Here is a 15767-nt window from a genome sequence, read left to right as displayed (position 1 = left end):
GGTTTCCTCAAATTCTTCTAGAGATTGACTTACTCTGACATACCCAACTAGTTGATTATTATCGCTACCAATAATTGGTATAGTCACTGCTTGAATAGGAACTTTATCAGTCTGAATTTGCACCATTTTGCTTGGTAACAAGGGTAAAGTTAAGACAGTTTCTCCTTGTTGGGTAATCAAATTTCCCTGAATATCAAACCACTGCAATGCTTGATGACGAGTTATTAAGTCTTGTGGACGAAAGTCACTTTCTACTGTCAGGTGACCTTTTTCAAACTCTACATTTGCAGCCGCACCTTGTCCTATGGCTATGAGTCTATTTGTTGTTTGTTGAGTCAGACTGCGAGTGAAAGCAACTCGGACTGCGATCCCAAATATTGCCAGCAGCGATGCGAACACCACTAAGTAAGACAATAACAACCGATACCGAATTTTTTGAAACACATTCTTGTGACTATTAAATTATCAGTTACTAGCAGAGAGCTTTGTTGCTTTAACTGTGAAAAACTGACCAAAGATTTCTACTAAATTATTTTACTTGTGACCGAGACGATAACCAATACCATAAATATTTTCGATGAAGTCTTCTGAACTTCCAGCAGATCTGAGTTTATTCCGTAAATTGGTGATATGAGTTTTGATACTTCCTTCTCCAGAAGATTTATCAATTTCCCACAGTTTATCGAGGATTGCCGAACGAGTCAAAACTTGATTTGGGTTTCTCAAAAAACATTCTAATATCATGTATTCTTTAGGGGTTAATGATAGAGCATCCCCTGCATAAGTAACCTGTTGGGTAGCAGGATCGAGTTGCATTTCCCCGTGAATTAAAATCGGTGGGCGAATCTCTTGACTTCTCCTAGCTAATGCCCTGATGCGTGCTGCTAACTCTTTTAGATCAAACGGCTTGACTAAATAATCATCAGCACCAGCATCGAGTCCAATAATTTTATCGCCTGTTGTATCTCGTGCTGTCAGCATTAAGATGAGAGCGTTAGATGAAGCCGCACGTAAACGCTGACACAGAGTAATTCCATCTAATTTAGGGAGCATTAAATCTAATAAAATGAGTTCGTATAACCCTGATTGAGACCATTCCCAGCCCTCAATTCCATCGCTTGTGATATCCACAATATGGTGTTGGCGTCTTAAATACTCAGCTAATGGCTTGGCAATGCGATCGTCATCTTCAACTATCAAAATTCTCATAATGACCCACTTCTAACTTGTTAGGGCTTGACAAAACTGGGTAAGTATGTATATTGTCAAGTCCGATGTCTAGCGACCAGCAACTCTCAGGTATTGAATCTAGGACATTGCTCTCATTCCTCGGCTCAAAAGTCAGAAATACCTAACATTTTAGCCTAGAGGCGCTACTAGGGTTAAAGTACGTATTCTCCATAAAGTAATCCCTTTGCTTGTAGAGTTTCTCCTTGTAGAAAAAGGCTAACTTCAACTGTGCCAGTGACTTCCTCAATGAAAGTATATTGACGGTCTTGATTGTCTGGCACAACTAACTCTGCTATCGTTTCAAATTGGACATTGAGTAGCAATCGACCTTGTTGATCAGCAGCTTCGACTTGCAGGGCTTGAGGAACTCTGATGGCGCGATCGCCAAACAGCGAAGCCATAATTCCAGGGAGACGCACAGGCGTGACAGCAGAAGGCGACCATTCCCAGTTAATGTATAAACTAGAACCCATAAAAACTTTGGTTAACTCGTTACCAATATAGACAAAAATATAGGGTAAGCCTTTGCTAGAATGGTCTTTGTTGGTACGTTGGTCTAAAACTAAGGTTATTTGCCGACCATCATCACAAGTGGCGAAAGCGACAAACCATTCCCACCCAATATCTTCACCCCAACGAAAACGACCAAAGTTGCGGTCATGATAGCTAAACCAATTCTCGTCGATACTGAAGCTTTGTCCGCCTACAGATAATTCTCCCATAACCTGTAAACCTGGTACTAAACCCCAACCGATGAAACCACTACCAAAGGGTGAATCTTCAGTAACTAATAAGGGCATGGCTTGTGCCTCGCCTTGAAAACGAATCGATAATTGCATTCTTTCGTCCCGGACTTCTAGCGTCGAGTGCTTGCCGTTAATTTCTAGGTTGAGTCCGTTTCCGAAAATCCGCAAGGGGTTTTGGCGCACCATGTCGGGTTGCCATTCCAAACTCAAGGCAGTACCAAATGTTGCTATGGGAATATCAATGTGGTATTCTGCAGGAAGCAGGTCGCTAGCTATATTAATCAAAAAACTGACTTGAATCTCTCCCTGTTCTGGTCTTCCCACCAGCGCTATGTTCACCAGTATCCGTATTTTTCCCTGTAGATCCCAAAGAAGGAAGTGATACCAGTCTTTCCAGTCGATGGGCAAGTCGGGATCATCCAAAGGAATACGTAAGGCTTCAACACGAGATAACAGTTGTTCGTCAATAGTCATCGCTGTAGCGATCCTTCTTCTTGGAGAACCGAGTCGAGTATTGTTTGTTCAGATGGTGGTGGAGAAACTACGGTTGTGACAGGAACGCTTGTGGCGATGCTGCCAGATGGAACCTTACCTGGCACAATCGCAGACAAAACCTCAGCAATTCTTGGCGATACCAACGCAAGTCCCAAAGCAACGCAACTAAACCAACGTTCTGCATCTATGCCCAAAGATGCCACAAAAGTGTCTGTAGTAGCACCCGATACCGAGATGTCACTTTTGAGTTGACTGAGATTTAAGTCTGTTGGCATCAAACTCCATAACCACTGTTCACCCACATCAAGCAAATAACCTTGCTTTATCTGAGGACTAGCAGAAGTTTTATAGGCTTCGGCTGCTTCATGACTGATGGCTAACCAACGAGGAACTTGCGCACAGTTAAAGGCAAGTACTCCATTTTTAAAGAAGCGAGTAGGTTTGAGTTGCTGCAATAATTGCCCCCCTGCTTCGGTTTGGGCGTACTCGTCACCTTTTTGAGATAGCAAAACCAACAGTTCTACCACTAACCAACGTACTGGAAGTATATCTAGAGTTGGTAGTGTGGTTATGAGAGTGTGAGTTGCACCTGTTGCGTACTCGCTGTGTCGTGTTGGGATTGAGATATCTTGAGTTAGGTGAGAGATTTCAGTTGAGGCGATCGCACTTAAGGTGGTGGCAAATTTCGGTGAAGTGTGTGCCACTCCCAAGATAATTCCAGCAAACCAGCGATCGCCCTTTGGGCGGCTAAGAGCTGGAGCATCGGCAGCTTCACCGAATTTGGAGCTGATAACTTCTGCCAAGATAGGAGAAACAGAAGTCTGCCCTATTTTTTGTACGTCAGATCCAATGGTGTAAAGTCTCCTTACCCCGTCGAACTTCGGAACCATCTTGGATATCATCCTTTCTGGACGAACTCATGCAGCGCAGCTCACAATGTTAGGTAAGTCAGCATAATAAAACCAATGTATGTTAATTGTTGAAAAAACTGTGAAATAACCTATTTTCAAGCTATCTGCAGATTTAACATTTCATTAAATAGGTTGATTTTTTCACGCCGACTTACTCAAGAGCAAGCCATTTATTTCGGATTATTATTTTCTGAGTTCACAGTTTGAATCATACGTATAAATAATCGAATTAGAATAATTTTTTTATTTACAATTTCAAAAATCACAAATTAGATCAATACATTTAACATGTTTTTTTATGCTAAATGTATTGATTATTGTTAAATAATTTTAAAGAAAATATGATTATTTTGAGTTGAAATTTAAAGATAGAATTCATGAATAAATAGAATTCTTGCCATTGAAATCATGATTCAATCTGATAATTCAATTGACAATTCATTTCTAAAAATGGTGTCAGTCAAATATGACAAATCAATTCATCAACGTCATCTCCAATTTCCAGAACGGTAAAACAATGAGCAAACATATTGTGCTTGCTACCAGTGGCTCTTTTGGGGATGTATTTCCCTTTATTGCTCTAGCTCTTGAATTACACGCACGAGGACATCGTGCTGTAATAGCAACCAGCGAGATTTTTCGCCAGATGATTGAATCGGAAGGGATTGAGTTTTGTGCAATTAGACCTGATGGGTATATCAATGTTGAACAAGTAGGACAGTTCATCCAGTTGCTGTCAGAGTCTCAACAGGTTCTTGATTATGGCATCAGCTATTTAACGATGCCCCATTTACGGGCAACATACTATGACCTGATGGAGGCTGCACGAGAAGCCGACTTACTGGTGACACACCCTCTTGCCTGTCCGGCGAGCCTCGTGGCTGAGAAAACTGGAATTCCTAGAATATCCACTTTGTCAATCATGCCGCCGTTGTTTACTTGACATGTCCCCTCCCTGTCTGCCTTACAGCCATCTTAAGAAAGATGTGGGTAATGGATAGGGTGCAAGCGACCAGAGGTATAATTCTACTCCTCATCCTCCTCATCCGGTGCCAAATCTTCTTCTGTCAGCCCCTGCTGCGGCGGTATCGCTGCAATAATCGCATCTATGACCTTTGAGACTGGCAAAATTTCTATATTATAGTCCGGGTATTTTTGCCCTTTTGGAACAATTGCCCTTTTAAATCCCAACTTTGCTGCTTCTTTTAGCCGCAGTTCCATTTGCGATACTGAGCGGACTTGTCCTCCTAAGCCAACTTCCCCTATAAGTACGGTACCAGGATCGACAATCCTGTCGCGGAAACTGGCAACAATGGCGATCGCTATTCCCAAATCCACTGCTGGTTCTTCTACATTCAACCCACCTGCAGACGCCACATAAGAATCCAGCTTTGACATTGGAATCCCCACCCGCTTTTCTAGCACTGCCAAAATTTGCACTAAGCGGTTATAATCTATACCTGTACCCGCCCGACGTGGTGAGGGGTAGCTGGTAGGACTGACTAAAGCTTGCAATTCAACGACAATCGGGCGTGTCCCTTCACAAGCAACGACAATTGCAGTACCAGGAGCCGGATCATCGCGGTTACCTAAAAAGAGTTCTGAAGGGTTGGGGACTTCTCGCAGTCCGTGGTCAACCATTTCAAAGATGCCGATTTCGTGAGTTGCCCCAAATCGGTTCTTAACTGTCCGTAATAACCGGTGAGAAGCAAAGCGCGCACCTTCAAAATACAACACTGTATCAACTAAGTGTTCTAATACCTTTGGTCCGGCGATCGCCCCTTCTTTGGTAACGTGTCCCACAATTAACATTGTGATGTCGTCGTGTTTTGCCACCTTCATCAAAGCTGCGGTACATTCGCGTACCTGAGCGACAGAACCTGGTGCAGAAGTTAGAGCAGGGAAAAACACTGTTTGAATACTATCAATGATTGTCACATTGGGTTTGAGTGAATCCATCTCCCGCAAAATCTCTTCCAAGTCTGTTTCTGGCAAAATATACAAATCAGCACCTATACCCTCAGCTTCCTCTACTTTCGGCATTTCTTGGAGAGTTACTTCGGGAGTTTCTTGTGCTGGTTTCCCATTACCGTTACCATCACCTATTAGACTGAGGGATTTTGTCACTCCCAAACGAGAGGCTCTTAACTTCACCTGTTGTCCTGATTCTTCTCCAGATACGTAGAGGATGCGGTATCTCTGCGCCAGTTTATTCGATACTTGCAACAGCAGCGTAGATTTCCCAATTCCTGGTTCACCGCCTATCAGCACCATTGAACCAGGAACAACTCCACCCCCAAGCACCCTATCAAGCTCCTCATAGCCAGAAGCCCAACGTGTGACTTGGCGATCGCTAATCTGATCAAAAGTCAAAGAAGCTCGCGGTTTGGCTGGTTTAGTTGCAGGAGTTTTGCCTCCCCCTGCTTGACCATGCCATCCACTCACTCCGCGACTTGGCACATCTGTTGATGACTGAATATTAATTTGCTCTTCTAAAGAGTTGTAGGTGCCGCAAGCTGGACACTTACCAAACCACTGAGGGGATTCTGCTCCGCATTCGTTACAAACGTAATAACTTTTTGGCTTTGGCATTCTTAATCTTATGAAATATTCTTAATCTTTGCTTAAGTTTTTCAGCAAACTAAAATCCAATTATTGTAGTACATGCGGGTTTTTTTCAATCAATTTGTGAAATGATATCTTAATAATATGGTAGTAAAAATTAATCATGAAAAATTTTAGTTAAGGAGTATTGACAAACTTGGAAAGTCATAAAGAAAAAATTCTAGTGGTAGATGACGAAGCCAGTATTCGCCGGATTTTAGAAACGCGGCTTTCGATGATTGGTTACGATGTGGTAACAGCTGGTGACGGGGAGGAAGCTCTGGATACTTTTCGCAAAGCAGAGCCTGACTTAGTGGTTTTAGACGTGATGATGCCGAAGCTAGATGGTTACGGCGTGTGCCAAGAATTACGTAAAGAATCAGATGTCCCTATTATTATGTTAACAGCCTTGGGGGACGTTGCTGACCGAATTACGGGTTTAGAATTAGGTGCTGATGATTACGTAGTCAAACCTTTTTCCCCTAAGGAGCTAGAAGCCCGCATTCGCTCAGTGCTACGGCGTGTGGACAAAACAGGTGCCTCTGGTATTCCTAGTTCTGGAGTGATTCACGTTGCTACTATCAAAATTGACACGAATAAGCGGCAAGTGTATAAAGGCGATGAGCGCATTCGCTTGACAGGCATGGAGTTTAGCTTACTAGAGTTGTTAGTCAGCCGTTCTGGAGAAGCTTTCTCCCGTTCAGAAATTTTACAAGAAGTCTGGGGATATACACCAGAACGCCATGTGGATACTCGTGTAGTCGATGTACATATCTCCCGTTTACGTGCAAAATTAGAAGATGATCCAAGTAATCCAGAATTAATCCTCACGGCAAGAGGAACTGGTTACTTATTTCAACGCATTATTGAACCAGGAGACGAATAACAACAAGGGGATAATACGGACTTACGACTCATGACTAAATCCGACCCCAATAGGGTTCTGCGGCGTCTACCTATCGTAGTAGGTGGGTTGGGCGCTGTCCTATTGCTGATTAACCGTTTGCTCTCAAGCGAATTAACAAATTCTCAAGCGCGTGCAGATGTTTTGGGTGTGATTTTGAGTGCTGTCTTGATTTTAGTAGGGTTAATTTGGCAGCAAGTACAACCGCGTTTACCTGAAGCCGTACAACTGACTGGTGAAGAAGGTTTTGTACTTGCACCGGATTTACCGCAAACTGTGAAAACAGAACTAGCCTGGGCATCACATTTGTTGTTAACTAATACTGTGACGCGATCGCTCGTCGTTTTCTACAAAAATAAAGTTTTGTTACGTCGGGGAATTCTAAGTCCCAAGTCGGAAGTTGTACCAGGACTAATCTTAAAAAGAGTGCTAGAAAAACACAAGGCAGTTTATCTGGTAGATTTAAAAGTTTACCCAGGAAGAGTTGAATTTGATTATTTGCCAGAAAACACTCAAGGTGTCATTTGTCAACCCATTGGTGAAGATGGAGTCTTAATTTTGGCAGCGAATGCTCCTCGCAGTTACACTAAACAAGATGAAAATTGGATTGCGGGAATTGCAGATAAATTAGCTGTTACTTTGAATCAGTGAACGCTTAACAGTGAACAGTGAACAGTAAACAGTGAACAGTGAACGCTTAACAGTGAACAGTAAACAGGGAACAAATAATTTTTAATCGCTCACTGATAACTGATAACTGATAACTGTTATTTGGTGTATAGCAAAATCAACAACGAAAAAATTATGCAAATTCTTTATTGGTTACTAGTTGCCGTTATGGCTGTGGGTATTGTCGGTGCTGTAGTTCCTGCGATTCCAGGAGCCAGTTTAATTTTAATAGCAATTATCATTTGGGGATTTATAAGTGATTCTTTTGCTGCAATACAAACACCACTCATTGTCACAGTTGTTGTTTTACTCCTGAGTGTGGGAGTTGATTTTTTAGCAAGCTACTTGGGTGCAAAAAAAGCAGGTGCAAGTCAGTGGGGACAAATTGGTGCAATTGTTGGGTTAGTACTAGGTTTCTTAGGATTCTTGCCAGCACTACCTTTTGGTGGTCCATTACTTGGAATGTTACTCGGACCACTTGTTGGATCAATTATCGGTGAGTATCTTTATCGACGAGATTTTGGACTAGCGATTAAAGCTGGTATAGGAATTGTCGCAGGTACGCTGGTTGGCAATTTGATTCAAGGGTTGTTGGCGATCGCAGCAGTTGTCGTTTTCCTCGTCACAACTTGGTCCCAGGTTTATGGAACTTAGAATGGGATGCTCCTGGTGCTTTTTTAATTGTTTCCTTTCAAAGCTGCTACTAAAATTCGCATCACTTGTTCCAAATCTTCAGGAACTCGATAGCTATTAATCCCCTGTTCAAAATGCTTTATGTTACGGTCAAGCCTACCGAATTGCCATATTGTACCTGTAGAAACAACGCCAATTAAAATTGGCTGTTGTTCAATTGTAGTTGCTCTTGACCACTGGTCGAGTGCCACTAATTCAGCGACTAACTGCGTAAAACCTCGCGTTAAATCTTCGTATTTTGCCTCAATGACTAATAGTTGATTAACGGAATTTACCCGTAGCAAATAATCTAAATTGCCCTGCAGCCAATTAGAAACCTTCAGACTATATTCAATTCGTAATTCTGCCTGTGTGTAATGAATTAACTCCGTCACCACTCGCGAGATGAGAATTTCTCGTCTTGCGAGTTCGTTCGTCAACGGTACAAATGGTAGTACTTCCTCAATGCGAGCGCGCAATTCTCCCAAACGGTCAAGTTCATCAGGGAACTGGGGTAAATTGAGCGTTTTTCGAGTTAAACTATAGCCAAATTCTTGAGCGAGTTCGCTAGCTTCAAAGCCAAGCTCAAAGTATCGGCTGAAAGTGTAACTTTGATTGGAGTCAAGAATTGACATAGCTAAAGCCGCACATGACATTTTTCTTATATCACGGATAGATAAGCAGTGCTTTAGCTAAAGTCCTGTTTTGAAAAACCTCTTTCCTACTCCAACGCGACAATAACAACGGTGATGTTATCGTGTCCGCCGTGCTCTTTGGCAGCTTCAACTAGGGAAACAGCAGCTTTTTTCGGCACACTTAGTTGGAGATAGTCAGCAATTTTCGGATCGGCGAGTTCTTCTGTTAAACCATCACTGCATAACAGTAGGCGATCGCCCCTTTTCACATCTAGTTGTTGCACATCAATTTGATTGACGTCTTCACGCCCTAAACACCGAGACAACACATGACGATAGGGATGAATCCGGGCTTCTTGTTGCGTAATTTCACCCATTTTAATAGCGCGTGCTATCCAAGTATGGTCTTCTGTGATTTGCTGCAATTGCGAATCTCGAAAACGGTATAGCCTTGAGTCACCAACATGAGCGTATAAAGGTGGCTCTTGGGGACGAAAAATGACGACTACAATTGTTGTGCCCATGTCAGAACGTTCCGGATGATTTTGCTGATCAAGCAAAATCGCTTCATTCGCCTGTAATAAAGCTTCCTTTAATAACTCCTGCGAAGGCTTAGAGGAATCCCAATTAGCACTCAAGTACGCCTCAATTTGCCCTGTCGCAATACGGCTTGCTTGTTCACCTCCTGCATGACCACCCATGCCATCAGCGACAATGAAGAAGCGCCCCTGTTGGTCGATATAGTGAGCATCCTGATTATTAGAACGAATAAGTCCCGGATCAGTAACACCGGTAAAATTAAGTTTCATATACCTTCTAGAAAATTTATGACATACGGTCGTAGCGGTCGAGGCGCATCAGCAGTCGAATCAGTAAACCTGACACTGCAACTGCGATCAAACCTGCAAGCGTTGCCAACCATATATATTCTTTTACCAATAAGATCGTAGCCGAAAGCGTAAAACCACTCACAATAACAGCATAAGTCATCCCCAGCTGAATACTGGTTTGCCGTCGTAGCAGACGCTCTGTTTCAACAGATCTGACACGGACACGTACGTCTCCCCGTTCTAGCTTTTCGAGTGTGTCTTCCAGCCTGCGTGGTAGTCCCAATGCAGTACTGCTGACCTGAACTGCTTGACGACTCAATTCATTGAGAAAGCTATTGCTATCAGAACCATTCATATTGGTCATAAGCTGCATGGCATATGGTTGGGCAACTTCCATAAAATTAAATTCTGGATCTAACCCTTTTCCTACACCTTCGAGTGTCGAGAAAGCTCGCATCACAAAAGTGAAGGTGGCGGGAAATCTAAACGGTTGACCATATGCTATTTCGTACAAATCGTCACTAATAGCAGCTACCGATTGATTTTCAAAGGGCTTATCCATAAAATTATCCAGCATAAACTGGACAGAACGCCGTACAGGTCCCATGTCCTCTACTGGCGCGAGTGCTCCCAAATCAATGAGAGATTGAACAACGCGATCGCCGTTTTTTGAAGCAATACCAAACAGCGTGTCCATCAGTCCATCACGCACATTGGTTTTGATGCGCCCCATCATGCCAAAATCATAGAATATCAAAGCACCATTAGGACTGACGGCAATATTGCCGGGATGGGGGTCAGCATGGAAAAACCCATCATTGAGTAGCTGAAGCAGGTATGCTTGGGCACCCTGACGGGCAATAATTTTCCGATCCAAACCTGCTGCTTCTATTGCTTCGTATTGGCTAATCTTTATACCAGGAACATACTCTAAAGTCAATACCCGCGATGAAGTGTAACGCCAGTAGACGCGTGGAACTTTTACCCAGTCGTAGGTACGAAAATTACGACGAAAAGTATCAGCGTTGCGACCTTCATTGAGATAATCAATTTCTTCCCAAAGAATGCGACAACACTCCTCGTAGATGCCCATCCAATCGCGTCCACGTCCCCATTTAGGATGGTTTTGAAAGTAGCGTGTAATTCCCTTGAGAATTTGTAAATCTATTTCAAAAAGTTTTTTAAGACCAGGACGTTGGACTTTGACAACAACAGCTTCTCCCGAATGCAGTACAGCTTTGTGTACTTGTCCTAAGCTTGCTGCAGCTAGAGGTATGGGTTCAAAACTTTGGTAGAGTTGGGGAATTTTCTTGCCTAGTTCTTGCTCAATAATCGCTTCTACCTGCTCATAGCTAAATGCAGGCACTTTATCTTGTAGCTTGGCTAGTTCTTCAACATACTCGCTAGGGAAGATATCAGCACGGGTAGAGAACAGTTGCCCAACTTTGATAAACGTTGGTCCTAAATCTAGCAGAGTATTGCGAATCCATACCGCTTGAGCCTTACGTCGAGCAGCTTGTTTGACTTCGCTGACTCCTCCTGGGTAACTCCAAGATTTGTTGTACAGCCACAGCCTGAACAATAAAGTCAAGACAAAAGACCAAATGTCCAAAAAACGCCGTCTACGAGAGTAGTTTTCGCTATTCCAGCGGTATGCCTTATCTGAATAACCTTTTTCCATATGTTTTGCGTACCGCTGGTTTTTGACCGAGTCAGTAGGAAGAAAAGACACTCTGATTCCAAAACTGTTCCTTTATAATTTTCTAGTAGAAAGGTTGCTGCGCAGCAACCTTTCTACAAAGAATTTCCAGTGCGATAGCGTTGTAATTCTGTTCGCAATGTAGCTATTTCTGCTCGTAGTTCATCAATCGTGGCTTGTAAGTCAACTGACGTTGAACCAGTTTCTCCATAGCCGCCTGTTGTTTGAGTCGCACCAGCAGCATCTGCTGTACGATTTGCCCGCTCTATGACCTCTTCAGTAAATTGGCGCATTTGCTCTCTAGTTTCAGCGTCCCATTTGCCGAGTTCCGATAAAGCATCTGTAATGGCGAACTCCAATCTCTCGGTGAGGATTTCCGCAGCTGCTCTACCGACGAAAAAGGATTGTAGAAGGGGGTTAGTCATAAATTTTTGTTACGTTCATCTGCACAAAAATTATAACTTGCCTGTCTGCTTTACTGCTTATGCTTGAGTGCTGAGCTTGTGGGGAGATAGAGATTTAGTTTGAGATAATTTTTTGCAATTATTGTTTTGTCGCTTATGTTACATTTATCGTTGCTTCGCTCCTGGGTGTGGGGTGTGGGGTGTGGGGAAAGACTTGTAAAGAAATTATTGTAGGACTTACACACGAGTTACGAAAAAACAAGATTGTGAGATTGCTTCCTTACCTCGCAATGACACAACCACGTTTTTCTTGCGTAAGTCCTGTATTTATCACTACATTTGGCACAACGAAAACGATGTCTACAGCGCAAATAACAGATTATTTTAACTTCTTAACTCCTGGTGATATTCGGCTCAAGGGGTCAAGGATTGGTATTGAAACAATTCTTTATGAATACATGGATCTCGGTCGCACTCCAGAGGAAATTGCTCAGATACATCACTAACTTTAGAACAAGTTTATGCAACAATTCTTTATTACTTACAAAACAAAGAAGTTGTGAGTGCTTATATGAAAAACTGGATAGAACACGGTCACACAATGAGGGAAGAACAGCGACTTAATCCCCCACCAGTTTCCGAGAAACTTCGGCAACTCAGAGCAGAAAGAAAAGCCAAGAAACAAGCAAATGGCATTGAAATATCTGATTGATGAAAATGTGAATCCTATCTATCCCAACCAAATTAGATTGCGAGAACCTGATATCATTATCAAGGTAGTGGGAGAGCCAAAAACGCCTCCTTTAAAGCACACTCGATCCAGAAATTCTTTATTGGTGTGAAGATAATAAGTTTGTGCTGGTGACAAATAACCGGACTTCCATGCGAGTACATTTGGCTGAACACATCGCAGCTAATCGTCACATACCAGAAATTTTTATCCTGAATCCAAATTTAAGCATTGGCGAAAACCTTGAAGAATTGATTTTAGTGGCTCTTGTTTCTGAGGATGATGAATATCAAGACCGCATTATTTATCTACCGTTACCATAGGGCTTCTTTAGATAGCACCAGGCTCCATAACCGCCTATCTATCCGTGAAGGATGGAAAGCACGTATGGAGCCTGTGGAATCAACTAAATAACTTGATGAAGAAATCTAGCATTAAACGTCACAACTTTTATGCTATCTCTAACAACGTACTTCTACTTTCTCAAGCTAAGTTAAAAATTCCATTGAGAACAATTTGTTCTGGAGACATATTATAAGACTTGCGGAAAGATAATTGCTTCCATGTTTTAAGTCCAACAACACCATCTGCTGCGATATCAGTAGATTTTTGAAACTTGATAACAGCAGCTTTAGTATTTGGACCAAAAACACCGTCAACTTTAATTGTACCAAACTGACCTTTAGGAAGTTCGCCAGTGCCATTTAGCAACTCCTGAAGATTTTTAACTTCTTGACCTTGTGAACCTTCTTTTAAGGTTGGTTGCTTGGAGATCCAAACTTCACGTAGTATCGCAGCTTGGGTTTCATAACCAACGATACCATCAACTTTGACCGCGTTGGATTGTTGAAACTTGATCACAGCATCTTTTGTTTTGCTGCCAAAGTTACCATCGATACCACCTGTGTAATACTTTAATGTGGTCAAGTTTTTCTGCAATTCGCTAACATTAGCGCCAGTTGAACCTTCTTTGAGAACTGCAAATGTAGTAGGCATTATTTTTCTCTTGAACGTGTGAATTTTGACAATGCTTACTACAATGGATGTTTCATAAATTACGGAAAAAGTAAAAAAATTTTCTCAAGCTTATTTATCTAGCTTTGGCATACAGCTTTTTTGAACGCAAATACTTCTGAAACGCTTCAGTATCAACATTATCCATCTTGAGAGCCTAGTAGTTCTTGATAATACATATCCGATTCAGTAGGTAAATATGTCATCTGTTCAAACTCTTGCTCACTCAACTTGTAAGCTTGAGTGATATTAATCCGACTCAAGAAATCCAAATCGTGGGAAATAACCCAAAGCGCACCTTGATACTCATTGATACCCTCAATCATTTGGTCAACCGTTTCAAGATCCAGGTTATTCGTTGGCTCATCGAGAATCAGCAGGTCGATTTGTGAAATACTAATGATGGCCATCGCCAACCTTGCCAACTCACCTCCACTTAACACCGATGCGCTTTTGTGTACATCATCCTCTTTAAAAAGGAAGTGTCCCAACTGCTGACGCAAAAGTTGATAATTGAGATTAGGATTAGCAGCTTGCATGTTTTCCAGAATCGTCTGCTTTCGATTCACCAGTTCATAAGTTTGGTCGAGGTACACAGCTTTCATCGCAGGAGCAAGTAAAATCTCACCTGACTGTAAAATCGCTGTTGTATTCTGCATTCCCAAGATCGCATTTACCAAACTAGATTTACCTGAACCATTAGCACCAGCAATAACTATTCTGTCACCAGAGGACACATGAAGCTGGATATTTGAAATCAGCAGGTGTTCTCCTACCTTGAGATTTGCACCCTGAATATCAATAAGGTTTCTGCGTTTTTGGCTTCTTTCTTCTAGTTGAAGACTTGTTGCCTTCGTTGTTTTAACCTTAGTTTCTGCAACTCTTTGAGTCGCCTTTGCTACCGCCGCTTCATGTCTGTTTTTTGCAATTCCTGCTGAAACCTCGGCTTTTGTTTTAAGCAGTCCTGCAGCTGCTCTATCTACACTACCGTTGAGAAATTTGGCTCGACCATTTTTGCTAGATTGAGCTGCTCGTTGCTGTTCCTGTAACGCTGAAGCTTTGGTGCGTTTGAGTTCTTTTCTTGCGACTTCGTGCGATCGCACTCTCGCCTCCAATTCTATTTCCTTTTGTTCTCGATACAGCGAAAAATTTCCTCCGTAAACTTTCACACCCTCTGGTGTTAGTTCCCAAGTTATATCAGTAACTTGGTCTAGAAAAAATGGTTTGTGAGAGACAATAATAAACGCTCCATCAAAGTCGTTAAGAAAAAACCTCAAACTTTCTAACGCCATCAAGTCCATATGATTCGTTGGCTCATCCAGTAGTAACACCTTTGGTTCACTAGATAAACCAATAGCCAGAAATAGCTTTGTGAGTTCCCCACCACTCAGATTGAAAAGCGGTAAGGACAAGTCAAGTGTCGTGCTGAATCTTGCTTCTAAAATCTCTTCAATTTTCCACCATTCCTCAGAAATAGAACTCAGGTAATTGAAGACTGTATCTGCTTTGATGTCCTGTTTTATGGTACTGATTTGAGGCAAATAGTAAATTGTTTCATGACGTACAACAGAACCTGTCGTGGGGTTGAGTTGACCTGCAAGAATCTTTAACAGGGTAGATTTACCAACACCATTGGAACCGACTAAAGCAATGCGCTCACCTTCTCCAATGCTTATTTGGACGCCTTTAAATAAAGTCCTGGTTGAACTGAGTTCGTAAGCTAAATTCTCAGCTAAAACTATTGATTTTTTCTGCATACTCAAACCTCAATATGACCAAATAGCGCCTACCTATCGAACGCGCACAATAGGGGCGAGCAAATAGAGCTAGCCATAGACATATCCGGCGGCTCTTTGTAGAGATAAGTTTTTAAAAACTATTTAGCGCATGGCTGCTTTTTATCAAACTTGCTGAGTTTTTGGTGATTTTTCTTTATTGACATTCGTTGTCTTCGAGCAACAGTTTTCTTCTACTACTTCATGTCAGCTATGTGAGGCGTGTTGAGGTTTGATATTAACTACATCATAGCAGTAAACAATTCCGGAATGTCTCGAAGCTTCTAGCTTGAAAAATGGGTGTAAGGGTATGAGGGTTTAGGGGAGCCAGTACTGTTCGCGTAGCGTGGCACTTTGTGCCATAGTCCTTGTTTCCCGACAGAGGATAAGAGCGTGTGTAGGGGGAAAGCTAAATTTTCATGGCAAGGTTTGTGAGATTTTCTTGTGAA

17 protein-coding genes and 1 pseudogene are annotated in these 15767 nt (G+C 42.2%); 7 read left to right on the top strand and 11 right to left on the bottom strand.

The genetic code is table 11. The annotated features are described in order from the left end of the window. The 4 genes and pseudogenes from AC5590_RS29965 to AC5590_RS29950 all read right to left on the bottom strand — a co-directional run. Positions 1–444: pseudogene (locus tag AC5590_RS29965) on the bottom strand (sensor histidine kinase); the annotation flags it as partial. A gap of 90 nt (positions 445–534) precedes the next feature. Further along, entirely contained in the window at positions 535–1209 is a 675-nt protein-coding gene (locus AC5590_RS29960; RefSeq protein ID WP_169266932.1) for a response regulator transcription factor, read from the bottom strand. Positions 1210–1382: 173 nt separating this feature from the next. Beyond that, positions 1383–2450: a hypothetical protein gene (locus AC5590_RS29955; RefSeq protein WP_169266931.1), complete on the bottom strand. Its 1068-nt coding sequence runs from the start codon at positions 2448–2450 to the stop codon at positions 1383–1385. Next, positions 2447–3361, bottom strand: coding sequence for a hypothetical protein (locus AC5590_RS29950; protein ID WP_169266930.1), 915 nt, complete (start codon positions 3359–3361; stop codon positions 2447–2449). The genes AC5590_RS29955 and AC5590_RS29950 overlap by 4 nt, the downstream gene beginning before the upstream one ends. A 487-nt stretch (positions 3362–3848) precedes the next feature. Between AC5590_RS29950 and AC5590_RS29945 the strand changes: the two genes are divergently transcribed. Beyond that, positions 3849–4325, top strand: coding sequence for a glycosyltransferase (locus tag AC5590_RS29945; protein ID WP_211178605.1), 477 nt, complete (start codon positions 3849–3851; stop codon positions 4323–4325). 83 nt (positions 4326–4408) lie between these two features. Here AC5590_RS29945 and radA read toward each other — a convergent pair whose 3' ends face one another. Continuing rightward, a complete protein-coding gene (radA, locus tag AC5590_RS29940) occupies positions 4409–5974 on the bottom strand; it encodes a DNA repair protein RadA (RefSeq protein ID WP_169266929.1) in 1566 nt (521 codons plus the stop codon). Between the two features lie 169 nt (positions 5975–6143). Between radA and rpaB the strand changes: the two genes are divergently transcribed. The 3 genes from rpaB (at position 6144) to AC5590_RS29925 (ending at position 8213) form a co-directional block, all read left to right on the top strand. Next, positions 6144–6872: a response regulator transcription factor RpaB gene (rpaB, locus tag AC5590_RS29935; protein ID WP_169266933.1), complete on the top strand. Its 729-nt coding sequence runs from the start codon at positions 6144–6146 to the stop codon at positions 6870–6872. Positions 6873–6902: 30 nt separating this feature from the next. Further along, entirely contained in the window at positions 6903–7541 is a 639-nt protein-coding gene (locus AC5590_RS29930; RefSeq protein ID WP_169266928.1) for a cofactor assembly of complex C subunit B, read from the top strand. Between the two features lie 153 nt (positions 7542–7694). Next, entirely contained in the window at positions 7695–8213 is a 519-nt protein-coding gene (locus tag AC5590_RS29925) for a DUF456 domain-containing protein (RefSeq protein ID WP_169266927.1), read from the top strand. Between the two features lie 23 nt (positions 8214–8236). On the opposite strand, the gene AC5590_RS29920 is transcribed toward AC5590_RS29925, so the two are convergent. The 4 genes from AC5590_RS29920 to AC5590_RS29905 all read right to left on the bottom strand — a co-directional run bounded on the left by AC5590_RS29920 (position 8237) and on the right by AC5590_RS29905 (position 11820). Further along, a complete protein-coding gene (locus tag AC5590_RS29920) occupies positions 8237–8866 on the bottom strand; it encodes a hypothetical protein (RefSeq protein ID WP_169266926.1) in 630 nt (209 codons plus the stop codon). 86 nt (positions 8867–8952) lie between these two features. Beyond that, entirely contained in the window at positions 8953–9675 is a 723-nt protein-coding gene (locus tag AC5590_RS29915) for a Stp1/IreP family PP2C-type Ser/Thr phosphatase (protein ID WP_169266925.1), read from the bottom strand. 16 nt (positions 9676–9691) lie between these two features. Continuing rightward, positions 9692–11377: an ABC1 kinase family protein gene (locus tag AC5590_RS29910; RefSeq protein ID WP_169266924.1), complete on the bottom strand. Its 1686-nt coding sequence runs from the start codon at positions 11375–11377 to the stop codon at positions 9692–9694. A gap of 113 nt (positions 11378–11490) precedes the next feature. Continuing rightward, positions 11491–11820, bottom strand: coding sequence for a DUF6825 family protein (locus AC5590_RS29905; RefSeq protein ID WP_169266923.1), 330 nt, complete (start codon positions 11818–11820; stop codon positions 11491–11493). 335 nt (positions 11821–12155) lie between these two features. On the opposite strand from AC5590_RS29905, the gene AC5590_RS29900 reads away from it, so the two are divergent. The 3 genes from AC5590_RS29900 to AC5590_RS29890 all read left to right on the top strand — a co-directional run bounded on the left by AC5590_RS29900 (position 12156) and on the right by AC5590_RS29890 (position 12852). Further along, a complete protein-coding gene (locus tag AC5590_RS29900; RefSeq protein ID WP_318284266.1) occupies positions 12156–12305 on the top strand; it encodes a DUF433 domain-containing protein in 150 nt (49 codons plus the stop codon). A gap of 65 nt (positions 12306–12370) precedes the next feature. Then, a complete protein-coding gene (locus AC5590_RS29895; RefSeq protein ID WP_318284265.1) occupies positions 12371–12511 on the top strand; it encodes a hypothetical protein in 141 nt (46 codons plus the stop codon). Between the two features lie 170 nt (positions 12512–12681). Further along, positions 12682–12852 (top strand): hypothetical protein, encoded by a 171-nt coding sequence (locus tag AC5590_RS29890; RefSeq protein ID WP_246162894.1) that lies wholly within the window; start codon positions 12682–12684, stop codon positions 12850–12852. A 160-nt stretch (positions 12853–13012) separates the two neighbouring features. Here AC5590_RS29890 and AC5590_RS29885 read toward each other — a convergent pair whose 3' ends face one another. Both AC5590_RS29885 and abc-f read right to left on the bottom strand, forming a co-directional pair. Continuing rightward, on the bottom strand, positions 13013–13525 hold the full coding sequence (locus AC5590_RS29885; protein ID WP_169266922.1) for a peptidoglycan-binding domain-containing protein: 513 nt from the start codon (positions 13523–13525) through the stop codon (positions 13013–13015). Positions 13526–13683: 158 nt separating this feature from the next. Then, positions 13684–15300, bottom strand: a complete 1617-nt coding sequence (abc-f, locus tag AC5590_RS29880; protein WP_169266921.1) for a ribosomal protection-like ABC-F family protein — start codon at positions 15298–15300, stop codon at positions 13684–13686. Between the last annotated feature and the right edge of the window lie 467 nt (positions 15301–15767).

The sequence above is a fragment of the Brasilonema octagenarum UFV-OR1 genome (assembly GCF_963888615.1).
In the GTDB taxonomy this organism is placed as follows: Bacteria; Cyanobacteriota; Cyanobacteriia; order Cyanobacteriales; family Nostocaceae; genus Brasilonema; species Brasilonema sennae.
The sequence above is the reverse complement of the archived record's forward strand: the minus strand, read 5'-3'. Positions and strand labels throughout refer to the sequence as shown.

Bases quoted from the DNA above. Each gene is read 5' to 3' on its own strand.
- AC5590_RS29960 (WP_169266932.1), bottom strand. From the start codon at position 1,209: ATGAGAATTTTGATAGTTGAAGATGACGATCGCATTGCCAAGCCATTA.
- AC5590_RS29955 (WP_169266931.1), bottom strand. From the start codon at position 2,450: ATGACTATTGACGAACAACTGTTATCTCGTGTTGAAGCCTTACGTATT.
- AC5590_RS29950 (WP_169266930.1), bottom strand. From the start codon at position 3,361: ATGGTTCCGAAGTTCGACGGGGTAAGGAGACTTTACACCATTGGATCT.
- AC5590_RS29945 (WP_211178605.1), top strand. From the start codon at position 3,849: ATGACAAATCAATTCATCAACGTCATCTCCAATTTCCAGAACGGTAAA.
- radA (WP_169266929.1), bottom strand. From the start codon at position 5,974: ATGCCAAAGCCAAAAAGTTATTACGTTTGTAACGAATGCGGAGCAGAA.
- AC5590_RS29930 (WP_169266928.1), top strand. From the start codon at position 6,903: ATGACTAAATCCGACCCCAATAGGGTTCTGCGGCGTCTACCTATCGTA.
- AC5590_RS29925 (WP_169266927.1), top strand. From the start codon at position 7,695: ATGCAAATTCTTTATTGGTTACTAGTTGCCGTTATGGCTGTGGGTATT.
- AC5590_RS29920 (WP_169266926.1), bottom strand. From the start codon at position 8,866: ATGTCAATTCTTGACTCCAATCAAAGTTACACTTTCAGCCGATACTTT.
- AC5590_RS29915 (WP_169266925.1), bottom strand. From the start codon at position 9,675: ATGAAACTTAATTTTACCGGTGTTACTGATCCGGGACTTATTCGTTCT.
- AC5590_RS29910 (WP_169266924.1), bottom strand. From the start codon at position 11,377: ATGGAAAAAGGTTATTCAGATAAGGCATACCGCTGGAATAGCGAAAAC.
- AC5590_RS29905 (WP_169266923.1), bottom strand. From the start codon at position 11,820: ATGACTAACCCCCTTCTACAATCCTTTTTCGTCGGTAGAGCAGCTGCG.
- AC5590_RS29900 (WP_318284266.1), top strand. From the start codon at position 12,156: ATGTCTACAGCGCAAATAACAGATTATTTTAACTTCTTAACTCCTGGT.
- AC5590_RS29895 (WP_318284265.1), top strand. From the start codon at position 12,371: ATGAAAAACTGGATAGAACACGGTCACACAATGAGGGAAGAACAGCGA.
- AC5590_RS29890 (WP_246162894.1), top strand. From the start codon at position 12,682: ATGCGAGTACATTTGGCTGAACACATCGCAGCTAATCGTCACATACCA.
- AC5590_RS29885 (WP_169266922.1), bottom strand. From the start codon at position 13,525: ATGCCTACTACATTTGCAGTTCTCAAAGAAGGTTCAACTGGCGCTAAT.
- abc-f (WP_169266921.1), bottom strand. From the start codon at position 15,300: ATGCAGAAAAAATCAATAGTTTTAGCTGAGAATTTAGCTTACGAACTC.